Origin of the sequence: Pseudoxanthomonas sp., from assembly GCF_027498035.1 — a bacterium.
Classification (GTDB): Bacteria; Pseudomonadota; Gammaproteobacteria; order Xanthomonadales; family Xanthomonadaceae; genus Pseudoxanthomonas_A.
On sequence record NZ_CP114978.1, the window covers coordinates 3,432,664 to 3,452,839 of the forward strand.

General features: G+C 58.3%; 13 protein-coding genes and 1 pseudogene. 12 read left to right on the plus strand and 2 right to left on the minus strand.

Features of this window, described 5'->3' with window-relative positions; translation table 11 throughout:
• Positions 1 to 107: 107 nt before the first annotated feature.
• The 12 genes from O8I58_RS15030 to O8I58_RS15085 all read left to right on the plus strand — a co-directional run bounded on the left by O8I58_RS15030 (position 108) and on the right by O8I58_RS15085 (position 16,225).
• On the plus strand, positions 108 to 1,484 hold the full coding sequence (locus O8I58_RS15030) for a pyridoxal-phosphate dependent enzyme (protein ID WP_298317757.1): 1,377 nt from the start codon (positions 108 to 110) through the stop codon (positions 1,482 to 1,484).
• Positions 1,485 to 1,573: 89 nt separating this feature from the next.
• Positions 1,574 to 2,761, plus strand: coding sequence for a cystathionine gamma-synthase (locus O8I58_RS15035; protein ID WP_298317760.1), 1,188 nt, complete (start codon positions 1,574 to 1,576; stop codon positions 2,759 to 2,761).
• 126 nt (positions 2,762 to 2,887) lie between these two features.
• A complete protein-coding gene (locus O8I58_RS15040) occupies positions 2,888 to 3,133 on the plus strand; it encodes a hypothetical protein (RefSeq protein WP_298317763.1) in 246 nt (81 codons plus the stop codon).
• A 3-nt stretch (positions 3,134 to 3,136) separates the two neighbouring features.
• The gene (locus tag O8I58_RS15045) at positions 3,137 to 6,280 is read left to right on the plus strand and encodes a glycosyltransferase (RefSeq protein ID WP_298317765.1); all 3,144 of its coding nucleotides are present in this window, start codon (positions 3,137 to 3,139) and stop codon (positions 6,278 to 6,280) included.
• 79 nt (positions 6,281 to 6,359) lie between these two features.
• Entirely contained in the window at positions 6,360 to 7,154 is a 795-nt protein-coding gene (locus tag O8I58_RS15050; protein WP_298317769.1) for an ABC transporter permease, read from the plus strand.
• Complete coding sequence (locus tag O8I58_RS15055; RefSeq protein WP_298317772.1) at positions 7,151 to 8,410, plus strand: ABC transporter ATP-binding protein; 1,260 nt, start codon at positions 7,151 to 7,153, stop codon at positions 8,408 to 8,410. The genes O8I58_RS15050 and O8I58_RS15055 overlap by 4 nt, the downstream gene beginning before the upstream one ends.
• Positions 8,407 to 9,546, plus strand: a complete 1,140-nt coding sequence (locus O8I58_RS15060; protein ID WP_298317775.1) for an FkbM family methyltransferase — start codon at positions 8,407 to 8,409, stop codon at positions 9,544 to 9,546. Before O8I58_RS15055 ends, O8I58_RS15060 begins: the two co-directional genes overlap by 4 nt.
• On the plus strand, positions 9,503 to 10,123 hold the full coding sequence (locus O8I58_RS15065; RefSeq protein ID WP_298317777.1) for a hypothetical protein: 621 nt from the start codon (positions 9,503 to 9,505) through the stop codon (positions 10,121 to 10,123). The genes O8I58_RS15060 and O8I58_RS15065 overlap by 44 nt, the downstream gene beginning before the upstream one ends.
• 1 nt (position 10,124) lies before the next feature.
• Positions 10,125 to 13,580, plus strand: coding sequence for a glycosyltransferase family 4 protein (locus tag O8I58_RS15070; RefSeq protein ID WP_298317779.1), 3,456 nt, complete (start codon positions 10,125 to 10,127; stop codon positions 13,578 to 13,580).
• A gap of 90 nt (positions 13,581 to 13,670) precedes the next feature.
• Positions 13,671 to 14,708, plus strand: a complete 1,038-nt coding sequence (gene gmd / locus O8I58_RS15075) for a GDP-mannose 4,6-dehydratase (RefSeq protein WP_298317781.1) — start codon at positions 13,671 to 13,673, stop codon at positions 14,706 to 14,708.
• The gene (locus tag O8I58_RS15080) at positions 14,708 to 15,604 is read left to right on the plus strand and encodes a GDP-mannose 4,6-dehydratase (RefSeq protein WP_298317784.1); all 897 of its coding nucleotides are present in this window, start codon (positions 14,708 to 14,710) and stop codon (positions 15,602 to 15,604) included. The genes gmd and O8I58_RS15080 overlap by 1 nt, the downstream gene beginning before the upstream one ends.
• 111 nt (positions 15,605 to 15,715) lie before the next feature.
• Positions 15,716 to 16,225: a hypothetical protein gene (locus O8I58_RS15085; RefSeq protein ID WP_298317787.1), complete on the plus strand. Its 510-nt coding sequence runs from the start codon at positions 15,716 to 15,718 to the stop codon at positions 16,223 to 16,225.
• Positions 16,226 to 16,584: 359 nt separating this feature from the next.
• On the opposite strand, the pseudogene O8I58_RS15090 reads toward O8I58_RS15085, so the two are convergent.
• Together O8I58_RS15090 and O8I58_RS15095 are read right to left on the minus strand one after the other, a co-directional pair.
• Positions 16,585 to 17,645, minus strand: a pseudogene (locus tag O8I58_RS15090) (IS3 family transposase); the annotation flags it as partial.
• Positions 17,646 to 17,729: 84 nt separating this feature from the next.
• Positions 17,730 to 20,030 carry a hypothetical protein gene (locus tag O8I58_RS15095; protein ID WP_298317789.1) on the minus strand — a complete coding sequence of 767 codons (2,301 nt, stop codon included), beginning with the start codon at positions 20,028 to 20,030 and terminating at the stop codon, positions 17,730 to 17,732.
• Positions 20,031 to 20,176: the final 146 nt, after the last annotated feature.

Here is a 20,176-nt window from a genome sequence, read left to right on the forward strand (position 1 = left end):
CGCCGTTGGCGTATCAGGGCCTTTCACCCCGGGTCATGAGCGCCTGAACAGACCTTGATGGCGGCAATGCCATAATCGCCGACCCCAATGACGAGCGTGCCTCCCGCATGGCGATCCATTCTTCGGTCCTCGACCTCATCGGCAACACTCCCATCGTCAGGGCGCAGCACCTGGACGTTGGTCCGTGCGAGCTGTACCTGAAGCTGGAGAGCGCCAACCCGGGTGGTTCGATCAAGGACCGCATCGGCTTGTCGATGATCACTGCTGCCGAAGCGCGCGGTGACCTCAAGCCCGGCGCCACGTTGGTCGAAGGCACGGCCGGCAACACCGGCCTGGGCCTGGCGCTGGTGGCCCAGCAGAAGGGCTACCGCCTGATCCTGGTGGTGCCGGACAAGATGAGCCGAGAGAAGATCTTCAACCTGAAGGCGATGGGCGCCGAAGTGGTGCTGACCCGCTCGGATGTGGCCAAGGGCCATCCTGAGTACTATCAGGACCTGGCCGCGCGCATCGCCAGCGAGACGCCTGGGGCCTACTTCATCAACCAGTTCGGCAATCCGGACAATCCGGCCGCGCATGAGTTCGGCACCGGCCCGGAAATCCTGGAGCAGATGGGCGGGGAGCTGGACGCGATCGTCTTCGGTTGCGGTAGTTCCGGCACCATGACCGGCCTGTCGCGCGCCTTCGCCAAGGCCTCACCCAACACCGAACTGGTCCTGGCCGACCCGGTCGGCTCGATCCTCACCGAATACATCAACGAAGGCACCCTGAGCGAGAAGTCCGGCAGCTGGTTGGTGGAAGGCATCGGCGAGGATTTCCTGCCGCCGATCTCCGACTTCAGCCGGGTCAAGCGTGCCTATGCGATTGCTGACCGCGAGAGCTTCCTGACCGCACGTGAGCTGCTGGCCAAGGAGGGCATCCTGGGTGGTTCCTCGACCGGCACGTTGCTGGCCGCGGCACTGCGCTACTGCCGCGAGCAGACCACGCCCAAGAAGGTGCTGGTGTTCGTCTGCGACACCGGCAACAAGTACCTGTCCAAGATGTACAACGACTACTGGATGCTGGACAACGGCTTCGTCGATCGCCCGCAGCACGGGGATCTGCGCGACCTGATCCTACGCCCGTACAGCCAGAAGGACACGGTGGTCGTGGCGCCGACCGACCTGCTGACCACCGCCTACCAGCGCATGAAGCTCTACGACGTCTCGCAGCTACCGGTGATGGAAGGCGAGAAGCTGGTCGGCATCATCGATGAGTCCGACGTGCTGCTGCATGTCTATGGCGACGAGGCGCGCTTCGGCGACCCGGTGTCCACCGCGATGGTCAGCAAGCTGGAGCGACTGGATGTGAAGTCGCCGATCGAAGCACTGCTGCCGGTGTTCGACCGTGGCCAGGTGGCGATCGTCACGGACAAATCCACCGACAAGTTCCTGGGCCTGATCACCCGGATCGACCTGCTGAACTACCTGCGTCGGCGCGTGCAGTGACGCGCATTCAGTTTTAAATTCAGAGGCTTGCGCATGTCACCCCGGTGACGGCGCTGCTAGAATCCAGACCGCACTAACGGAAGTCCTTCATGTCCGAACATACTCGCGGGAGCCAGGACGGCGACAGCACCCTGGCTCTGGCGACGCTTGCCATCCATGGCGGGCAGTCCCCCGATCCAAGCACCGGGGCGGTGATGCCGCCCATCTATGCCACCTCGACCTACGCCCAGCGCAGTCCGGGTGAGCACACTGGCTTCGAATACAGCCGCACGCAGAACCCGACCCGGTTCGCGTACGAGCGCTGCGTGGCCGCATTGGAAGGCGGCAGCCGTGGCTACGCATTTGCCTCCGGCATGGCGGCCACTGCGACCGTGCTGGAGCTGCTGGACAGCGGCAGCCACGTCATCGCCATGGACGACCTGTACGGCGGCAGTTACCGGTTGTTCGAGCGCGTGCGCAAGCGCAGTGCGGGGCTGGACTTCGGCTTCGTCGACCTGACCGATCCGGCTGCGTTCGAGGCGGCGATCACGCCGAATACAAAGATGGTCTGGATCGAAACGCCGACCAATCCGATGCTCAAGATCGTGGACATCGCTGCGATCGCCGACATCGCGCACAAGCACGGCCTGCTGGTGGTGGTCGACAACACCTTCGCCTCGCCGATGCTGCAGCGCCCGCTGGGCCTGGGCGCCGACATCGTGGTGCACTCGGCCACCAAGTACCTCAATGGCCACTCGGATATGGTCGGTGGCATCGCAGTCGTCGGTGCCGATACCGAGCTGGCCGAGCAACTCGCGTTCCTGCAGAACTCCGCCGGCGCGGTGCAGGGCCCGTTCGACAGCTTCCTCGCCCTGCGTGGACTGAAGACCCTGCATCTGCGCATGAAGGCGCATTGCGACAACGCACTGGCACTGGCGCAGTGGCTGGAAACCCACGATGCCGTTTCGAAAGTGATCTACCCCGGCCTGGCTTCGCACCCGCAGCACGCGTTGGCTGTGAAGCAGATGACCGGCTTCGGCGGCATCATCTCGTTCGAACTCAAGGGCGGCGCCGAGGCAGCCAAACGGTTCTGCGAAAAGACCCAGCTGTTCACCCTGGCCGAATCCCTCGGCGGCGTGGAAAGCCTCGTCAACGTCCCGGCGCTGATGACCCACGCCTCCATTCCCGTCGAGCGCCGGGCCCGGCTTGGCATCAGCGATGGGCTGGTGCGGTTGAGTGTGGGGGTGGAGGATATGGCGGATCTGATGGCGGACCTGATGCATGCACTTGGGCGTTGAATTCGCTGATCTTTTCTGTCTCGCAGTGTTCTTGCGTCGGGAATCGGAGAGGTCGGTCTCATGAATGCCCCAGGGATTGACGTCAAGCAGCGGCGTGGGAGCGTTCGTGCATGGCTGGCTGCGGGCATGCGTTACGTGTTGCTGCGTCCGCGACTGAAGGCGGGGATATTGCGCCTGTTGTCGATTAATCCCGGCATGCTCATGACGATCAAGCGCTTTGGCGTACGTATCGGGTTGGCTCATGTCATGGGTCATGGGCACCTGGCAATCAGTGGCCGGAGGAGTGACCTCGCTGGACAGGGACGGCTTTCCGCACGAGGTGCGAATATTTATGACGAGCTGCGCAAGGCCATGATCGCGAAGGAGGGCTGAGGCGTGCGTATCGTGATCGATTTGCAGGGCGCGCAGACAGCCAGTAGATATCGTGGCATTGGGCGCTATTCGCAGGCACTGGCAGAAGCGATGTTGCGTCAACCACGTGGACATGAGTTCTGGCTTGTCAGCAATGGCGACATGGAAGAGGTCGCATTCGGTGCGCTGGCAGATCTGTTGCCTCCGGAGAGAGCCGTAAGGTTTCATTCGGTGCAGCCGGTGCATTGGCGGGATCCGGGTAATGCATGGCGCCGAGCGGCTTCCGAACACATGCGCGAGGCTTTCCTGCAGGGACTGCGACCTGATGTGGTCCATGTATCGAGTCTTGTGGAAGGTGGGCTGGATGAGGCGGTGACGTCCATCGGCGTGCGAACGCCTGCGCCGTTTACCGCAGCCACCCTGTACGACCTTATCCCTCTGCATGACCCAAGCTATATCGCCAGCGATTGGGCGCAGCCTTGGTATCACGACAAGATGTCGTCCCTTCGACGCGCCGATCTGTTGCTTGCGATCTCCGAGCATGTCAGACGTGATGTCGTGGATGTCCTGTCCGTGGCTCCAGATCGTGTCGTGAACATCTCGTCTGCGGCATCGGACATCTTCCGGCCGGTGCCGATGACGGAGGATCTGCGTCGTCAGTTCAAGCGTGACTACGGCATTCAGGGGGATTACCTGATGTACAGCGGCGCGATGGATCCGCGCAAGAATCTGGAGCGTCTGCTGGCCGCCTATGCAATGCTTCCTGGGAAGACCCGCAGCCAGTACCAGATCGTTATCAGTGGCCGTCTCTCCGACATTGAGTTGGGACGGCTCAAGCTGATTGCGCGTCGGCACCGTATCGAGCCTGATCGCATGGTTACTGTCGGGCAGGTCAGTGATCAGGCCTTGGTCGAGCTGTATTCCGGCGCCGCGCTTTTTGTGTTCCCGTCCCTGCAGGAAGGCTTCGGGCTGCCTGTGCTGGAGGCGATGTCATGCGGCACAGCCGTGATCGGTTCTGCCTTGACCAGCATTCCCGAGGTGATCGGGCGTGAGGATGCATTGTTTGATCCCATGGATGTAGCTTCCATTGCCGCGGCCATCCAGAGCGTGCTTGGCGATCCATTGTTTGCACGAGAGCTGCGCGAGCATGGTTTGCGGCAAGCGCGAAAATTTTCATGGGCATCGAGCGCATCGCGAGCACTTGATGCGTTTGAAAGTAGACAAAAGACAGTCCAGGAGATCATCGGATGGCGGGCGGGAATCGCTGAGCAGGAGGCAAGCCGAGCTGCGCTCATCAGCGAACTCGCGGCGGTGCGGAAAGTCGACGATGTAGTGCCGGAAGAGGATCTCATGGCCGCAGCTGCCGCGATTTCCACCAATGAAGATGTTGTGCGCGAAGTACATCGAAACGGCGAGATACCATCCGCAGGTGCGTCTTGGCGGATCGAAGGTCCGTTTGACAGTAGCTATAGCTTGGCGTTGGTAAATCGCGAGCTGGCGCGCGCGCTTGATGGGTTAGGGGTGTTCGTGGCCCTTCACTCGACCGACGGGGCGGGGGACTTTTCACCTGATTCGGGTTTCCTCCAGCGTGAGCCGGTGCTTGCGCGGTTGCATGCCAATGCGACTGCATTGACACCATCCGCTGCTGCTGTGAGTAGTCGTCTGCTGTATCCGCCGCGCGTTTCGGATATGACATCGAGGCTCAATTTTCTTCACGCCTATGCCTGGGAGGAGTCTGAGCTCCCAACGCCGTGGGTCGACGACTTCAATGAATTCCTGCAGGGTGTTTCGACGCTATCGATGCATGTCAAGAAGGTGCTCGTTGATAGCGGTGTTGGCCTGCCGCTGTCGGTCTGCGGGGCCGGTGTCGATCATTGGGATCGAATCCCGGACGACGGTGAGTTTCCGCTCCAGGCAAGAAGCTTTCGCTTCCTCCACGTTTCTTCGTGCATGCCGCGGAAAGGAGTCGATGTCTTGTTGCAGGCGTACGGCGACGCTTTCAACGATGCAGACGATGTGTCGCTGGTCATCAAGACTTTTAAGAATCCGATGAATGACATCTGGCGCCAGGTGGAGCAGGTGCGCGGGATACGTGCGGATTTTCCGCATGTCGTTGTCATCGAGTGTGATCTTCCCGCTGCGCAGCTCAAGCATCTCTATAGGCAGTGTCATGCCCTTGTTGCGCCAAGTCGTGCGGAAGGCTTCGGCCTGCCAATGGCTGAGGCAATGATCTCAGGGTTGCCGGTCATCACTACCGCGTGGGGAGGGCAGTGCGATTTCTGCACGGAAGACACGGCATGGTTGGTCGATTATGTATTTGCACCGGCGAAGACGGTGTTTGATTTGTCGGACTCGGTCTGGGCTGAGCCGTCCAGCGAACATCTCGCTGGGATTCTTCGCGAGGTTTACACGCTGCCAGTTGGGAAACGCCTCGAGAAAACGGCTCGCGGGCGGGAGCTGCTGCGCACCGGATTCCGCTGGGTCGACGTGGCGGGCCGTTTTATTGAATTCTCGCGCGCCGTTTCAGAGCTCCCGCTGGCGACCGTGGGCGTACCGATTATCTCTTGGATCGGAAGGTTCGCCGGAGAGGATGGGCGCGGTGCGGGAATTGCCGACCTGGTCGACACGTTTCCTGACAGGGCGGTCGTGCTGGCGCCAGAGACGGGGAATGTTCCGCGCCTTCCGGCAGAGGTAAGGCGTTGCTGGCGCGTCCTCGATGCCAGTGCAGTTGCGAAGATGTCATCCATGATGGATGAGCTGCGAGCTGCGGTGGTGGCGATCCATGTGGATGGAGAAATTGCTGTATCAGAGCAGCTTCCGGACCTGGTCTCCGGGCAGTTGCAGCATGGGCGCGTTGTCATCGCGATACTGGATGAATATTCGGGTGCTGGGAACTGGTCGTCGTCGTTTATCCGCGCGCTTCGGGCCTGCGACCGGGTGCTGGTGCCGGATATTGAGGGGCTCAATATGTTGCGGCGGCACGGCGTCGTATCCAATGCTGCGATTCTTCCGTGGCACGTCCGCGATGCGGCGCTTGATGCCAGTGGGGCGCGTGCGGCGAGTAGGCGGCTCCGGAAGATGGTGAAGGCCCTAGTTTGGGAGAAGTTGGCCCATAAGAGGGGTTTGCAGTCGGCGATTTACAGCCGTGCGCAGGGTCTGCAGTCTTGATTCGCGCGGGCATTAATTTTTCCGGGCCGGATTTTTTCTTTTTCGGCCAGGTATTCATCCCTACAGGAATGTCATTCCAATGAAAGATATGCTGCAGCCTTTGTGGGCCTACAGGTATTTTATTTTTTCCTCGATCAGGAATGACCTGAGAAGTCGTTTTATCCAGAGTAAGCTTGGGGCCTTGTGGATGATTATTCATCCACTCATGCAGGTGTTGATCTTTGCCACGATATTGTCTGAAGTGCTTTCGGCGAAGCTTCCTGGGATCAACAATAAATATGCGTACGCGCTATATTTGATGGCTGGAACGTTATGTTGGAGCATGTTTGCCGAGACCGTGCAGCGTGGGCTGACGCTCTTCATAGAGAGTGGTAATTTGATGAAGAAGATGGCATTCCCTCGCATATGCCTTCCCTTCATCGCTGGTGGGACGATGCTGGTCAATAATCTCTTGTTGCTGGCTGCAATACTTTTGGTCTTCGCGGTGCTTGGACATGTTCCGGGTGGGGAAGTGTTGTGGTTGCCTGTTCTTATGGCGCTGACCTTGTTTTTTGCGCTTTCCATCGGGGTGCTGCTAGGTGTGATGAACGTATTCATGCGTGACATCGGGCAGGTTGTCCCCGTGATCCTGCAGGCACTGTTCTGGCTGACCCCCATTGTTTACAACCTGGGCATCCTGCCTGAGCGCGCGCAATATTGGTTCAAGTTCAATCTTTTGTATCCTCTGGTCTCTAGCTATCAGAATGTGTTGCTGTACAACCATCCTCCGCTATGGGGTGACTTGGGTTGGTTGATTGCCGCGACCGTGGGGCTGGGCCTTCTTGCACTCGTTATGTTCCGACGTGCCAGTCCTGAAATGGTGGATGCGTTATGAGTGGCATTGTGCAGGTGAAGGGTGTCGGTAAGGCATATCGCAAGTGGGGTAGTGAATGGCTGCGCGTGGCTTCGTGGTTTGGCCTTCCAGTTTCGCCTTTGGAAGAGCATTGGGTGTTGAGGGATATTGATTTCTCCATTGATGCTGGTGAAAGTGTAGCGATCATCGGTCAGAACGGTGCCGGGAAAAGCACCCTGCTCAAACTCATTACGGGGACCACTCAACCCACGGTGGGGGCCGTGGTGTTGAGTGGTAAAGTGGCAGCGATCTTGGAGTTGGGGATGGGCTTCAATCCAGACCTCAGTGGGCGTGATAATGTGCGCCATGTCGCTGGCCTGATGGGCCATGGGCAAGAAGAACTGATGTCTAAAATGCCGGAGATCGAAGCATTCGCTGAAATTGGCGAATATTTCGATCAGCCGATGCGAACCTATTCAAGTGGTATGCAGATGCGCGTGGCATTTGCTGTGGTCACTGCATGGCGACCGGATGTGCTGATTGTTGACGAAGCGCTGAGCGTGGGTGACAGCTACTTCCAGCACAAGAGTTTCGAGCGTATCCGCCAGTTCAAGCGAGAGGGGACGACATTGTTGTTCGTCAGCCACGGCATGGACGATGTGAGAACACTGTGCGATCGTGCCATCTTGCTGGTGGATGGCAGGGTGCGGAAAGACGGCCTGCCGGACGAGGTTGCTGACTACTACAACGCGCTGGTTGCGGCCAAGGAAAACGCAGAACTCAGCGTCGAACAAAGGCGTGAGCGCGATGGTTGGCTCTATACGAGAAGCGGCACTGGTGAGGCCCGGCTACGCAGCCTGCGATTGCTAGACGCGGATTCTGGCGAAGACGTTAAGCTGGCCAAGGTTGGGCAGAAACTGAAGTTGGTAGCGGAGGTCCAGGTCGAACAAGATGTTCCCGCGCTAGTGCTTGGGTACATGTTGCGGGATCGTCTTGGTCATGTGGTGTGGGGTACGAACACCTGGCACACAGGGCAGAGGTTGGAGAAAGTAGAGGCTGGCACCATTCTAGAATTTGTGCTGTCCTTTGAATGTTCTCTGGGGCCGGGTTCGTATTCATTCTCGCCAGCGCTGGTGAGTTCGGATACGCATTTTGAGAAAAATTACGAATGGACGGACAATGCTTTGGTATTCGATGTCATGAATGCGGACAGGGCGCTATTCATTGGTAGCAATTTTCTTGATTCGGGTTTCGAAATCAATATTAAGATTGATGGCTCTGTGAGGAGTGTGTTGTGAATTTTGTTTCCTACGCACAGAATTACGAAGATGTAATGCTCTGGCGTGCGTTGCGCGAATTTGGAAAGGGATTTTACATCGATGTTGGTGCACAGGATCCGCAGGAGTTCTCCGTTACCAAGGCTTTCTACGAGCGCGGATGGCGCGGAATCAACATTGAGCCGTCCCGCCGCTGGCTGGGGAAGTTGGAGGTTCAGCGTCCCCATGACCTAAATTTGGGAGTGGCGGCGTCAAGCGAGAAGGGGACACTTCGTTTCTACGATGTTAAGGATACTGGGTTGTCCACAGCTAATCCGGAATATGCGCAGCGGCATGTGGATGCAGGGTTTGCGGTGGACGAGGTGGATGTTCCGTGCGAAACGCTTGACGACATCTGCGCGGCGCATGACGTCGGCGACGTCCATTTCCTCAAGATCGATTGTGAGGGGGGGGAGGAGGATGTCCTGCGCGGATTCTCCCTGGAAAAGGTACGGCCATGGGTGATTTTGGTCGAAGCCACGGAGCCCTTGAGTGAGAAGCCAGCCTACGAGCCGTGGGAGAAATTACTTACCGGCCGGAGCTATCATTTTATCTATGATGACGGATTGAACCGGTTCTATATCGCGGATGAAAGAAGTGATTTGGACGTCGCCTTCTCGCATCCGCCGAATGTGTTCGACGAGTTTATACGGGTTTCCGAGTACGAGCTTGATGCCGTGCGGAACGAAGGGCAGGCTGCTGTATTCGAACGCGATCAGTGGCGAGATACCGCCAAGTTCCTGCAGGCGGAGAACGAGCGTCGTGAGGCGGCGCTGGTCGAGCATCGTCGTTTGCTTGAGCAGGGCAGCAGCAGCGAGTCATCCGAGCGCAACGGTTTTTTGGAGACGATTGCGTTTTTGCGGGCGGAGAATGAGCGTCGTGAGGCAGCGCTGGTCGAGCATCGTCGTTTGCTGGAGCAGGGCAGCAGCAGCGAGTCGTCCGAACGTAACGGTTTTTTGGAGACGATTGGGTTTTTGCGGGCGGAGAACGAACGTCGTGAGGCGGCATTGGTCGAGCATCGTCGTTTGCTTGAGCAGGGCAGCAGCAGCGAGTCATCCGAGCGCAACGGGTTTTTTGGAGACGATTGCGTTTTTGCGGGCCGAGAACGAGCGTCGTGAGGCGGCGCTGGTCGAGCATCGTCGTTTGCTTGAGCAGGGCAGCAGCAGCGAGTCATCCGAGCGCAACGGTTTTTTGGAGACGATTGCGTTTTTGCGGGCGGAGAATGAGCGTCGTGAGGCGGCGCTGGTTGAGCACCGACAGCTGTTGGGCGCGTCGCATGCGGAGGTTTGGCGCTTGGGAGGGCTGATTCAGGCGGTCCATGCCAGCACTTCTTGGCGCGTCAGTTGGCCGCTTCGAGCTAGCAAACGCTTCCTGCATGCGGGTACGAAGGCGCTGGCCGGACTCGGCTATCGAGTGTTGAGGTGGTCGGCGCGCATGCTGCGCCCCTCTTTGCGTTGGATTGCCCAGTTGCGTTGGTTGCGTCGCATCGTTGTGGCGGTTATAGGCGAGGATTCTGCCTTGATTGTCCGTGCACGTTCGTTCCTGTTTGGGGCGTCTCAGGCAATAGATCTGCCAGGAGGCATGTCTGAGCCAGATGGGCCGGACGTGTTGGAGTCACTGGATAGGCAGGGGGCGCGAATCTACCAGCATATTCATGCGGTCCAGACGAATAAAGGCAAAGGAAAGCGGCACTGAGATGAAAGGGGATAAGTTGCATATCGTGCTGGATTTGCAGGCATGTCAATCGCCGGAGAGTGGCAGGCGAGGCATCGGTCGTTATTCGTTGGCGTTGGCCAAGTCCATGGCGGCTCAGTCGCGTGGTCACCGGATTTCGCTGTTGCTCAATGCGGCGATGGGGGAGTCCATCGAAGGACTGCGCGTGCAGTTCGAGGGACTTGTGCCTGAATGCGATATCGTTGTCTGGCAGGGAATTGATCACAGTTCATTCCTGCACGAGGGAAACACGTTTCGTTGGTATGCCTCTGAGACTGCGAGGCGCGATGCACTTCTCGGATTGAATCCCGACGTAGTCCATGTGGCCAGTCTGTTTGAGGGGGTCGCGGATAACGTTGTGGGAAGCCTGTCCAAGGATGATCCGTGGATTACGGCAGTCACTTTGTACGATTTGATTCCATTGGCGCATCAGCGGACATATTTGGCAGACAAAAGGATTCATCAATGGTACATGGAGAAAATCGAGCATCTGAAGCTGGCGAACCAGTTATTAGGTATCTCGCAGTTTTCATGTGAGGAGGCGCAGCAGCTTCTGTCCATTGATGGCGAGCGACTTGTCGATATTTCCGGGGCGGCGGATGATATTTTCACCCGTCTTCCCGATGCAGAGTCGTTTCGCGCGGAACTCGCGGCGCGTTACGGGATACGCAAGCCCTTCATCATGTATGCGGGCGGGTTCGATTCACGCAAGAATATCGGCTCGCTGATCCTCGCTTATGCGAGGCTGCCTGTCGGGCTGCGGGAAAATCACCAATTGGTGATCGTCGGTGGTGCGCCGGAGCCGGAGAAAAATGCACTAAAGAGAACGATGGTAGAATGTGGATTGGGCCACGATGATGTCGTTTTCTCCGGGTTTGTTCCGGATGTCGATCTTGTCAAGCTCTACAATCTATGCGCGCTCTATGTGTTCGCTTCCTTGCAGGAGGGCTTTGGCCTGCCGGCGTTGGAAGCCATGTCTAGCGGCGCCGTGGTCATCGGGTCGAACACATCGAGTTTGCCGGAGGTCATCGGCATGAAAGAAGCGCTGGTCGATCCTGGCGATGTGGATTCGATCCGCGCAGGAATGCAGATGGGCCTGACGGATGAAGGATTTCGTCGGCGATTTATCGAGCATGCCGCCGTGCAGGCGGGGAGATTCTCCTGGGCGGAGTCAGCCCGGAAGGCGCTTGAGGCGATGGAACTCGCACATGTCCGCGACGCAGGTACGGGAAACGCCTTGGCTCTAGGTAGGGAGCATGGCAAGCGTACGGCATTGTTGCCTGCGCCTGGATCAAAGTTGCCTGAGAGTCTGCCTGGCGCCATCGTGTTTGCCGATAAGAACTGCGGTGGAGTGTCGGCGCGTCATCCACTCTCCAGGTTCGCGGCGGAGCAGCGGGCAGGCTTCGACCGTGTTGTGCTTGAGGTGACGAACGATGCGTACTGCGCAAAGATCCTGCAGATCGCGGCCACCGGATCTGCAGATGTCATTGTGAGCAGTTCGGGCATTGGTCGGGCATTGTCTGCGTTGGCTGAAATGGACCGTGGCTTGCTATTGGATATGGTGTATCGATGGTCGGGCTATTCAGGCCTGCGTCGCGCCATCGATGCCGATTTCGATGTAGATATGCTGTCTGAACTTGTTCCAGTAGACGCATTGGATTTGCTCGGGAAGTGTCAGGTGGTCAAGCGGCATGCGGTTGATGCCGCTGTCGTAATGCCCTGGCGTGATCGAGTGGATGCTGCAATGGCTGATCTACGGCGACACCCCTCGTTGGCCACGGCTGGTGTGCAGGATTTGGCGAGCCTCTCGGCTTCGCTTGCGGCAAATCAGCCGCGAGCAGATGCACGGTCGCGCTGGTTCGTGGATATCTCAAATCTCGCCGTGCACGACGCTGGTACGGGGATTCAGCGCGTGGTTCGCCATGTGCTGGATGAGTTAATGGACAAGCCCCCTGTGGATCGCAGGGTTGAGCCGGTTTATATGGATAGCAACGGGGTATTCCATTGCGCGCGGGAATATTGCGGGAAGCGTTATTTTGGGGGGGATATCTTGTCCGGCGACGATGTCGTCGATATGCGTCAGGGCGATGTTTTCCTGGGGCTGGATTTGGCCGCCCATTTAATTCCTGCACACATTGAAAATTTCAGGAGTATGCGTGCCCGCGGGGTGAAGCAATATTTTGTTGTTTATGATTTGCTTCCCCTGCTGCGGCAGGACTGCTTCGAACCGCATTTATTGCCGCTGTTCAGATCCTGGTATGAGGCAGTCGCTGATGTCTGCGATGGTGTTCTGTGTATTTCGCGGGCGGTCGCTGATGAATTCGAGTCCTGGCTTAACCAGTCGCGGCCAGCACGTCAGCGACCGATTTCGATTGGCTGGTTCCATCTCGGTGCCGACTTGGCTGTTGTGTCACGAGCGGACGGAAAGGCGAATCCACACACTCATGATCTGCAGGCATTGGGTGAGCAACCAACCTTTCTGATGGTTGGCACCATTGAACCGCGCAAGGGGCATGCGCAAGTGCTGTCTGCGTTCGAGCGCTTGTGGGCGCAAGGAATGGACGTGAATCTGCTTATCATCGGCAAGCCCGGCTGGCTGGTTGAGTCGCTCATTGAACGGATGCGTCGGCACCCGATGCGCGGCAAGCGTTTGTTCTGGTTCGAGAAGGCTGGTGATGACTTGCTGTTGGCTGCCTATCAGTGTGCATCGGCCTTGGTAAATGCCTCGGAAGGCGAGGGTTTTGGATTGCCGTTGATCGAGGCGGCGCACCATGGGGTGCCCCTGATCGTGCGCGATTTGCCCGTATTTCGTGAAATCGTCGGCGAGCATGCGGTTTACTTCGCTGGCTATGATGCAGAGAGTCTTGCTTCAGCGGTTGAACACTGGATCGAACTCGATATCGAGGGGCGCGCGCCGCCATCCGGCGAAATGTCCTGGCTAACCTGGAGTGCGGCTACCGCACAACTGGTCGATGTTGTGGAGAATAATCGTTGGGTGCACCAATGGATGCCCGGCGAGATACGCAGGTTCGGTGCGTTCGATTACCGTTTCAATACTCAGCTGGGTGTGGGTGAACTGCAGCGCGGTCGTATGGAAACCACGGGGAAAGCAGGCTTCTTTCTTTATGGGCCGTACGTGCCTTTGCCAGCAGGAGCGCATCTTGTGAAGTTGCACGGCAAGGGCAAAGGCGACGGCTGGATGGACGTATGCAGTTCACACGGGCAGCAGGTCCATGCACGAGCAGACCTGCATGTGGTGGCCGAGGACGGAGAGTCATCGCAATCTTTACTAGCCCAGCTTGAATTCGTGTTGGAAAGGCCTGTTACCAATCTCGAAATCCGGATCGTGGTTGACGAGGGTGCGGAGCTTTCCCTGGACAGCGTGGTTCTGGTGCCTTCGCCCGGAAATCAGGCGGAGAAATTTCAGGGCTTTAGCTGAGATATTTTGCAGGTGATTCAGTAATATTCTGATGTAGTTCATAGACATGCTTCGCGTTCGCCTCGAAGCTGCAACCGTAAGGGAATCAAGATGACAAAGATCGCGTTGGTGACAGGCATTTCCGGTCAGGATGGGGCGTACTTGGCTCAGCTTCTGCTGGAGAAGGGATATACGGTGTATGGCACCTATCGCCGGACCAGTTCGGTGAATTTCTGGCGCATCGAAGAGTTGGGTGTCTATGGGCATCCAGACCTGCACCTGGTCGAATATGATCTGACCGACTTAGGCACCACGATCTCGATGATCCAGAAGATCCAGCCGGACGAGATCTACAACCTCGCGGCCCAGAGTTTCGTCGGCGTCAGCTTCGAACAGCCGACCACCACAGCCCACATTACGGGCATCGGTGCGCTCCATCTGCTCGAGGCGATTCGCCTGATCAATCCGAAGATCCGCTTCTACCAGGCGTCCACTTCCGAAATGTTTGGCAAGGTTCAGGCGATCCCACAGCTGGAAACCACGCCCTTCTATCCGCGCAGCCCTTACGGCGTCGCAAAGCTCTACGCGCACTGGATGACGGTGAACTACCGTGAGAGCTACGGCATCTTCGGTTCGAGCGGCATCCTCTTCAACCACGAGAGTCCGCTGCGTGGGCGCGAGTTCGTGACCCGCAAGATCACCGACAGCGTGGCCAAGATCAAACAGGGCAAACTGGACGTGCTGGAGCTTGGCAACCTCGATGCCAAGCGCGATTGGGGTTTCGCCAAGGAGTACGTGGAAGGCATGTGGCGCATCCTGCAGGCCGACGAGCCGGATACCTTCGTGCTGGGGACCAACCGCACGGAAACCGTGCGTGATTTTGCCGCACTGGCGTTCAAGGCCGCTGGCATTGCGGTGGAGTTCAAGGGCAGGGACATCGACGAAGTCGCTGTCGACACTGCTACTGGCAAGACAGTGCTGCGCATCAACCCCAAGTTCCATCGCCCTGCGGAAGTGGATCTGCTTATCGGAAATCCTGCTAAGGCCAAGGAAAAGCTGGGCTGGGAAGCGCAGACCACGCTGGAGGAATTGTGCGTGATGATGGTCGAGGCTGACTTGCGTCGCAACGAGAACGGCGCGTCGTTCTGATGTCTGCGACGATGGGCAGGCGCGCACTGGTCACCGGTATCCACGGGTTTACCGGTCGCTACATGGTGGCTGAATTGGAACGGCATGGCTACGAGGTGTCGGGAATAGGAAGCGCGCCGGGCACCGAACACGGCTATCACCAGGTCGATCTCAGCAACGTCCAGGCGCTGCGGGAGGTGCTGGCGGAGTTGCGGCCTCAGGTCGTAATTCATCTGGCGGCATTGGCATTCGTTGGTCACGGCAATGCGGATGATTTCTATAAGGTCAACTTGATTGGCACGCGCAATCTGCTCGAGGCCACGGCCTCATCCGTGGAGACGCCCGAATGTGTGTTGCTGGCCAGTAGCGCGAATGTCTATGGCAATACGTCAGAAGGTGCGCTGGATGAGGGTACCCTGCCTGCGCCGGCCAACGACTACGCGGTGAGCAAGCTGGCGATGGAATACATGGCCAGCCTGTGGCGGGACAAGTTGCCGCTGGTCATCACACGTCCCTTCAATTACACCGGGGTTGGCCAGGCGGGTAACTTCCTGATCCCGAAGATCGTCGATCATTTCCGTCGCAGAGCGGAGGTGATCGAACTCGGTAACCTGGACGTGTGGCGTGATTTCAGCGACGTGCGCACGGTGGTACATCTGTACCGGCACTTGGTCGAGCGGCTGCAAGCGATTGGTGGCACCTTCAACATCAGTTCCGGCGTCACGTATTCGCTGCGTGAAGTCGTTGCGATGTGCGAGGAGCTGACCGGCCATCGCATCGAATTGAGGGTAAATCCAGCGTTTGTGCGTGCCAATGAGGTGAGGACGCTGAGCGGCGACAATTCGCGCGCACGTGGCCTGTTGGGCGAATGGGATGCAGTGCCGCTGCGGGAAACTTTACGGTGGATGCTGGCTTGAATTTGATCTCACATAGTGGCCTGCCATATTGCCCGCGAAGTGCGGATTCGGCGGGACTGGTTCGAGTCTTACGGCCCCGCAATGTGCGGGGTTTACTCATCGGAGATATAAATGAAAAATCTGGGCTGTGTTTTTACTATGGCTGCACTGGTGCTGGTGGCGGGTTGCGGGAAAAATGAAGAAGTGCCGCTGGGTCGCGCTGCTGAAGGTGTCGCTGCCGAGTCGGGCAACGTGCTTGGTGCACTGGATTCGCTTGGTAAAGATCTAGCTAGCGACACGTTTAATAGCCAGAGCGGAGCTTTGGCCGATGGGAGATTGAGTAACAGCGGGAAGGATGGCTACCTGTTGTTTGGCCCTTATGTGGCCTTCAAGGCAGGCACCTACACTGTCACCTTCGTGGGCGAAGTGGGTGAACTTCCGGTAGGCGCGAAGGTTCGCTTGGATGTGGATTCGAATAAGGGCAGGCGCGTTTATGGAGGGGTGGACGCAACTGCCGTGGGCGCGCTCCCCCAGTTAGAATTCACCTTGTCGAATGATGTCAGCGATTTGGAAGTCCGCGTGCTTACCCAGGGTGGCGCGACGGTGAGCCTTTCTTCGTACTCGGTCGCCAAGAAAAGTTGATCTGTGGACCGATCGGCCTTTCGTAGACATCTGGTTGCCATAATTGATGGCAATGACCGAGGTATTCATGAGCAACAACAAGCAATACACGGATGAGTTCCGATCGGAAGGCGGGAGGCAAGTGATCGCGCGCGGTTTCGCGGTGGTGGATGTCGCCGATCGGATCGGGATTCCTAAGCACACGTTGTATGGTCGGGTGCAGGCGACCAGGAAGACGGCACACGTCCCCAACGTGCGGGCCGTGCCGAGTGACTCGGCCGAGATCCGCCGGCTCGAGGCCGAGCTGCGGTGTGGGTAATCCCCCCACTTTTAGCGGACTCCAAAAATGGAGTTAAGCGGCCAGTGCCAGTTTCTGCATGGGGGGTGATGCCACCAAGCGCCATGTTCGGGCGCTCGTGGTTGTAAGTCCATAGCCAGCGGGTGGCCTTGTCCTGCACCTTGTTCGATCGAGTCGAACAGGGTGCGGGCGAGCCAGGCGTAGCGCACGGTTCGGTTGTAGCGTTCGACATAGGCGTTCTGCTGCGGCTGCCGGGCTGGATGTGCTCGATGCCGATGCCGGCCTGTTCGGCCCGGGTCAACAGCGCGCCACTGAGGTATTCAGGGCCGTTGTCGCAACGAATTGACTTGGGCTTGCCACGCCATTCGATGATCTGCTCGAGCGACCGGATCACCCGGGCGGCTGGCAACGACAGATCGACCTCGATGCCCAATCCTTCGCGGTTGAAGTCATCCAGCACGTTGAACAGTCGGAAGCTGCGGCCGTCACTGAGTTGGTCGTGCATGAAGTCCATCGACCAGACCTGGTTGATCGTTTCCGGCACCATCAGCGGCTCAGGCTTCTCGCGGACCAGCTGCTTCTTCGGCTTGATCCGCAGGTTCAGCTCCAACTCCCGGTAGATGCGATAGACCCGCTTGTGGTTCCAGCCAAAGCCCTTCACGTTGCGCAGGTGCAGGAAGCACAGGCCAAAACCCCAGTCGCGATACGTCGTCGTCAATCGGACCAGCCAGTCGGCGATCCGGACGTTCTCCTCGCTCGCCTTGACCTGGTAGCGGAAGCAGGTCTCGCTCAGCTCGAAGGTCTGGCAGGCGTGCCGGATGCTCGTGCGCCCGCCTTGGACTGCCCATCGGGCCATCTCCCGGCGTTGAGATGGCCTCACCATTTTTTTGACATCGCCTCCTTCAGCAGATCGGCGCTGAGCTGGGCATCGGCGTACATCTTCTTCAGCCGCCGGTTCTCGTCCTGCAGCTCCTTGAGCTGGGACATCAGCGACGCATCCATGCCACCGAACTTGCTGCGCCACTTGTAGAACGTCGCCGAGCTGATGCCGTGCTCGCGGCACAGCTCCGGCACGAGCGTGCCGGCCTCGGCCTGCTTGAGCACGGCAACGATCTGGCTGTCGGTAAAGCGGGACTTCTTCATGGAACCTCCTCGGGAAAGCGTACGAGAAAATTCCACTTCTGACGTCAGCTAATTGGCGGGGGGTTATCAATCACCGTGGGCGCGTTATTTGAGGATGTGTGACTGCTGTGAGTTCACGCGCTCAAGCTTGTAGCTAGTGATGGTGAGCTTGCTGCTTTGTCTCGCGAATACGCGAATCTCCGCATCGGTAACATCTTCATCAAGGTTTAGCTCAAGCGAGAGGAGCTCCCCCTCGGCTTGTTCAGGGAGATCGATCTTCGTATGCACGAATTTCCCTGCGCTGGAGCTGATGTCGGTATAAGCGCCCCCCCCATGAGTGATTTCGCCATACATTTTTAGGCGATAGAGACCCGCGCTGAGTGAAACATAAGGGCCGAAAAGCAGGTAGCCCGCTTTGGCTGTCGTCGTTATGCCGGTCTGTGTTTGCAATCCGACTTGGCTATTCGGGATTTTTTCTTGCGAGAAATCGCTCTTCAAACACTCCGGTGGGAGGCAGACGAAGTGCCGGGTCACGCTAGCCCGCTCATTTGCTGGCGTAGCATCAACCCATTTCTTTGAGAGCGTAACGGTAGTGAAGTATGGGTGGCGGTGGATTTGCAGGCCTGGATGGTTCGAAAGCTGATCTATGACTGGTTGGAGATCCATTTCGTATGGTCGCGCCGCAGGCCATTGGTGCGCCCCAACAAGAAGGTCGAAATAGGGCAACATCACGATATCCGCCTCGCCGGATTCCAGGAGTGCCACCACTCGATCGTCAAGTTGGCCGTCGATGGACTTGCTTCGGGCATCGCGCATTACGGCAGGCCACTGTTTTCGTGCAGCGGCTAGGTTCTTGTCGCCGCCAATGTTGAAAGTGTTGAACCCAGCGGAGGGGGCCAGATAGGTCGCAAGGAAGTCGTTTCCCCAAGGGAGGATCGCGAGCAGTGCGCCCGCCGGCGCATCGGCGCGAAGCGGTGTCACTAGTTTGGCATCGATCTCTTCGAACGCCTGTCGGTAGCCCGCGGCTTCTCGGTAGTGGGGGCCGAGTCTGGGCAGTGAGAACGCAAGCATCGTGAGCGCGATGAGTGTGGCATCCCGATGCCCCCGCCTCCTAGACTGCGCCGCCCCGTGCATGATAATCAACCAAAGTCCAAGCGCTCCGAGTCCAGCCCAGCGATAACTCGCACGCATGTTGCGAAGCCCGGGTACATGCTGTGATATCCAGCCTGTGCCAGTCGCGATCCCCGAAGATTCTGCCGGCATCGCAGCGAGATTAGGCTGCTGCCCTGGGTCGCGCGCAATATGTAGGTTCAATGATGGGCCAAGCGCCAGATAAAAGCCGAGCAAGGCTATCAGCGCCGCGCACCAGATCATCGCGGGCCGTCGGCGGGCGGTCGCCATGATCCAGCAAGCCCCCACCAGTGCTGGAAGGAAAAACGTAGTGGACCATACCGACGCGTCGCCGAATTGCCGCTCGGGGGGCCGTGCAACGCTGTAATGGATCGTGTCAGCCAGCCAGGAGATTCCGCGGGTAGGAATGAGCGCGTACGTAGGGTCCAGCCCAAAAGCACGGAAGAAATCCAGCGGCTCTGCATTGAAGTCGCCCCTGCCCACGAAGTGCGCATAAGACATGTACGCAAGGCCGAAGCAAAGCGCGTAGAGGGAAAAGTTCAGGCCCTGGCGAGCCAGCTTGCGATGGCGGAGCCGTACTGTCTCGGCGACAAGCATCATGCCCGACCCGATGGCGAACATCACGAAGGTGTAGCCGTCCATGAAGACTGCCACCAAGCACGCTGCCAGTAGGGAGAGCGCGCGTACGCAGATGACTCCAAGTGAGGTACTTTCAGTGCGCAGGAGCTGCAGTAGGGTCCAGTGGTAGGCCGGAAGAAGCGCAAAGCCGATCGAAAGCATGCTGTAGCGGGAGTGCCACCATACAATTGGCAAGCAAATCCAGGCCGTGGCGCCAATGAGCGCCGTCCAAAATGGTGCCTCAAGCAGCTTTGCAAGTTTGTAGGCTCCCCACATCGCCAGCGCGAGCCAGAGGTCGATAATCAGCGTATAGGCATCCGCCGGGGAGAAACCGATGGATAGTAGTGCGGCAACCGGCCAGGCACCGGATAGTCCAAAGCTGATTGCCGCAGGCTGGGGGGCGCCGATGGAGGATGCAAAGATGGTCCATAATCCGTCATTTGCAAACGAGCGTGCAAAGCCATCGATCCAAAGGGCTTGGCCGAGTGTCGGGGTCGTGAAAAAGGGGATCGCGCCATGTACAAATATCGCCAGCGTGAACATGGCGATCATGCTTGTTGCGCGCAGGGCTGATGCTCCCTGTGGCCAGATCGATCTCGGAATTTCATGATTCTGATGAATTTCTGTTGTATTCATTGAGCTTTCTTTTGATCTCATGACGCCCTCTCGATGATAGTCACGGGCTGAGCACGTGCTCTCCATGAGCGTGAGATGGGGGGGGATGACGGAATCTTTTGCCCAGGGCTGCAGAATCCGCACACATCCCGTTGTGCCTGTGGTATCCCGCCTTGCGTGCTCTTCCG

What these genes read in the sequence shown, in the direction of transcription:
- O8I58_RS15055 (WP_298317772.1), top strand. Translation starts at nt 7,151, where the DNA reads ATGAGTGGCATTGTGCAGGTGAAGGGTGTCGGTAAGGCATATCGCAAG.
- O8I58_RS15030 (WP_298317757.1), top strand. Translation starts at nt 108, where the DNA reads ATGGCGATCCATTCTTCGGTCCTCGACCTCATCGGCAACACTCCCATC.
- O8I58_RS15050 (WP_298317769.1), top strand. Translation starts at nt 6,360, where the DNA reads ATGAAAGATATGCTGCAGCCTTTGTGGGCCTACAGGTATTTTATTTTT.
- O8I58_RS15085 (WP_298317787.1), top strand. Translation starts at nt 15,716, where the DNA reads ATGAAAAATCTGGGCTGTGTTTTTACTATGGCTGCACTGGTGCTGGTG.
- O8I58_RS15035 (WP_298317760.1), top strand. Translation starts at nt 1,574, where the DNA reads ATGTCCGAACATACTCGCGGGAGCCAGGACGGCGACAGCACCCTGGCT.
- O8I58_RS15080 (WP_298317784.1), top strand. Translation starts at nt 14,708, where the DNA reads ATGTCTGCGACGATGGGCAGGCGCGCACTGGTCACCGGTATCCACGGG.
- O8I58_RS15040 (WP_298317763.1), top strand. Translation starts at nt 2,888, where the DNA reads ATGCGTTACGTGTTGCTGCGTCCGCGACTGAAGGCGGGGATATTGCGC.
- O8I58_RS15095 (WP_298317789.1), bottom strand. Translation starts at nt 20,030, where the DNA reads ATGAGATCAAAAGAAAGCTCAATGAATACAACAGAAATTCATCAGAAT.
- O8I58_RS15070 (WP_298317779.1), top strand. Translation starts at nt 10,125, where the DNA reads ATGAAAGGGGATAAGTTGCATATCGTGCTGGATTTGCAGGCATGTCAA.
- gmd (WP_298317781.1), top strand. Translation starts at nt 13,671, where the DNA reads ATGACAAAGATCGCGTTGGTGACAGGCATTTCCGGTCAGGATGGGGCG.